Raw genomic sequence first — 2,875 nt, 5'->3', positions numbered from 1 at the left:
GCGGCAAGGAACCCGATGCGTTCACCTCCGCCGGGATGCCCGATGGCGTTGGCGGCACTGGCGGGGTGGTGAAGAATCAGGGGGATGACGCGCAGTAACGCCCGGTCCAGCTATCGCGCGATCGTCGCCGCGGTGACGATCGCGCGATAGGCCGGTTGGTCACGCTGGAAATAGAACACGTCCGGCGCTTCGAAGGTGATCATGTAGAGCTTGCCATCGACGATCGCTGCCACCGCTTCGCCCTTCCGGCGAACTTCCTCGTTCAAACGACTGAACGTAAAGGCAAAGCGAATCCCTTTCTGGCCCAGAAACGCGGTCGGTTCGACCGAGTCGATCGTCATAAGCTGCGTGTCGAGCGCGATGCTGTAGCTATCGGCAAACAGCGTCGGCAGGTCGGTCAGCAACATCGTCGCGGAGAAATGCGGCAGCGGCTTGGCCTTCTTGCTGACTTCGCGGAACAGCGTGCGGCCGGTTTCGATGCCGCCGTAAAAGGTCACATCGTTCAGTCCGTCCCCGTCAATCGTCCAGGTTTCCGAATTGCGCCCCGGTCGAGCACCCATCTTGTTCCATTCGCGGTCAGGCGTCACCGTCAGCGGTGATTTCGCGACGGCGACTGGGACACCGCTCGGGATCAGCGTGTTGGATGCAAGGCCCGGGGCCGCGTGCAGCAACAGAGCCGCGGCGAAGATGGAAAACGAGGTGCGCTTCATGCTCTTCATCTCACTGAATCAAGGTGGAAATCATGGCGCTGTCGACAGCGTTTGGCTTCATCGCCAGATACCGCCGCAGCGAGTCCGCCGCCGCCGGATCACGGCTGCGCATTTGCGCCAGGCCGAGCCCGCGATACGCGTCGGCATTGCTCGGCTCCTGCTCCAGCGCGGCACGGTAAAAACCGGCAGCGGAGACGAGATCGCGCGGATTTCCGCGCGACCGATACAGTTCCCCACGCGCGAACAGCAGGTCGGCCGTCCACTGCGCCCCGGCGAGTTCCCCCAACAGATAATCGGTACCCTCAAAATCGTTGAGCTTGATCTGATCCGCCAGCAACTGCGGCCGCCACGCGACCATCGCCGCGTCCAGCCGTGCGCGACCGTCCTCGCCGGATTTGTCCATGGCGATCGCAAGCTCGCGCAAATAAGTGGCGCGCTCCAAGGTTGCCGGGTGCGTCGCGAAAAAGGCGACGCGGTCGTACCGGGTGCTGCGCTGCCGCCGCCCGCGCGCGGTCGCGTCGGCCTCGTCCATCACGCGGCCCCAGAGATCGGCGAAACAGCGCGGATCGTAGGACGACGCCTTCAAATACGCCATCGAGAGCAAATCCGCCTGGCGCTCCTGCTCGCGGCTGAACGCGAAGATCGATCCGAAAGCCGCGTTTTGTACCGATTGCGCCGTGCGCACGGTATTGTAGGCACCGGTTCCACCGTAGGTATACGCTCCGGCTGCCGCGACCCCGGCCCACGCCATGACATCAGTGGCCGAGCGCTTTTGCTTGAAGCCCACCAGGCTGTGCCGCAACTCGAAATGCGCGAATTCGTGCCCCAGCACAGCTGCCAGTTCGGCCTCGTTGCGGACACGCAGCAACAGGCCGGTTTGCACCACAAGCATGCCATTTGGAGCCATCGACGCGTTGAAGGCCGCGTTGCGCACGACATAGATGCGCACGCTGTCGCAGCGTGGTGCCCCGACCGCGCGACACACCACGTCATGCAGATAGCTTTGCAGCTTGGGATCGGACACGACCGCCTTCGAATCGCGCAGCCGCCGCTCGTCTTCATCAACCATCATCCACAGGCCGCGCTCATCCATGCCCTGCGGCTGATAAGCACCCGCATAGGGCGGAAGCGTCGGCAACGGGTCGCCCTTCGCCGCGAGCGGCGCGGCAACCACGATCGCCATGGCTGCCAACACCTTCCACAAGGCGCGCATTTACTTGGCTGCCGACGCCGGAGCGGCCGACTGTGAACTTCCGGGAAAATTCTTCAACAATTGCGAGACGCGCTTTTGCGCGCCGTCCGGCGTGCGCACGTCGCCGCCCATGGCAAGATCCGCGTTGAGCCAAACCAAATCGCCGGTGTGAAGATCCACCAGCCCGGCAAAACCCTTATGTTCTCCCGACTTGACCGAAACATAGGCCATTGCCGCGAACGCCTGCAAAATCTTGCGGCCGGTCGACCCATATTGATCTTCGTTGAACAGGAACAAAGCATAATCGGCCCCCGTCCCCTTGGCGAGATCAGCGACCCCCGGGCCCATAGTCCATTCGAACGCGTCTTTGCGTTTCTTGGTTGGCAGGCGATTACCAACGAAAAACTGGTAGCGGATCACCGAATCCGCGAGCACCGAGAACAAGGCCCGATAATCGGCCATGGTGGTTGCGGCTGGACCAATGGGTTCGTCCGCGATCAGGATCTCATTGCCCAGCTTGGTCTGCGCGGCCGCGAGCGCCACCGCCAGATTTTCCTTGGCCTGGGCGGTCCAGTCTGCGTTCGGCTCGAACATGCCGCCGGTCGATTGCGCGCCGACCTTGATCGTCGGGCGTATCAGCAGGATTCGCGCCGACCTCTGCGGGAGGACGAAGCCTGGCTTGATCCCCGATTTCTCCTGCGCCGTCGCAGGCGAACCACTCGCGACAAGGCAAACGGACGCCAGAATCGGCACCCACAATCGCAGCAACATGGATTCCCCCCGTCATATCGGACTCGCCCCCGAGTCCGATATGACGAGCTTAAGCGCCGGAAGCGCGCCGGATCAACCCACTATTCGATGCCGCACCGCAACGAAAATGCAATAAACCCTGAGATTCTATCCCAGCATCTTCTTCAACACTTCATTCACCACGCCCGGATTAGCCTTGCCGCCCATCGCCTTCATCGTCTGG

Annotated in this window: 3 protein-coding genes; all 3 read right to left on the bottom strand. The window is 62.5% G+C overall.

All coding sequences use genetic code 11. The features are described from left to right. Positions 1-110 precede the first annotated feature (110 nt). The 3 genes from ACEK02_RS33440 to ACEK02_RS33430 are packed head-to-tail and all read right to left on the bottom strand — an operon-like array spanning position 111 to position 2,496. Positions 111-710: a hypothetical protein gene (locus ACEK02_RS33440; RefSeq protein WP_137902587.1), complete on the bottom strand. Its 600-nt coding sequence runs from the start codon at positions 708-710 to the stop codon at positions 111-113. Between the two features lie 10 nt (positions 711-720). After that, positions 721-1,893, bottom strand: coding sequence for a M48 family metalloprotease (locus ACEK02_RS33435; RefSeq protein ID WP_371426248.1), 1,173 nt, complete (start codon positions 1,891-1,893; stop codon positions 721-723). A gap of 30 nt (positions 1,894-1,923) precedes the next feature. Further along, on the bottom strand, positions 1,924-2,496 hold the full coding sequence (locus ACEK02_RS33430; RefSeq protein ID WP_371426246.1) for a hypothetical protein: 573 nt from the start codon (positions 2,494-2,496) through the stop codon (positions 1,924-1,926). Positions 2,497-2,875 lie beyond the last annotated feature (379 nt).

The sequence above is a fragment of the Tardiphaga sp. genome, assembly GCF_041424195.1.
Classification (GTDB): domain Bacteria; phylum Pseudomonadota; class Alphaproteobacteria; order Rhizobiales; family Xanthobacteraceae; genus Tardiphaga.
This window is presented reverse-complemented; position numbering and strand designations above follow the sequence as displayed.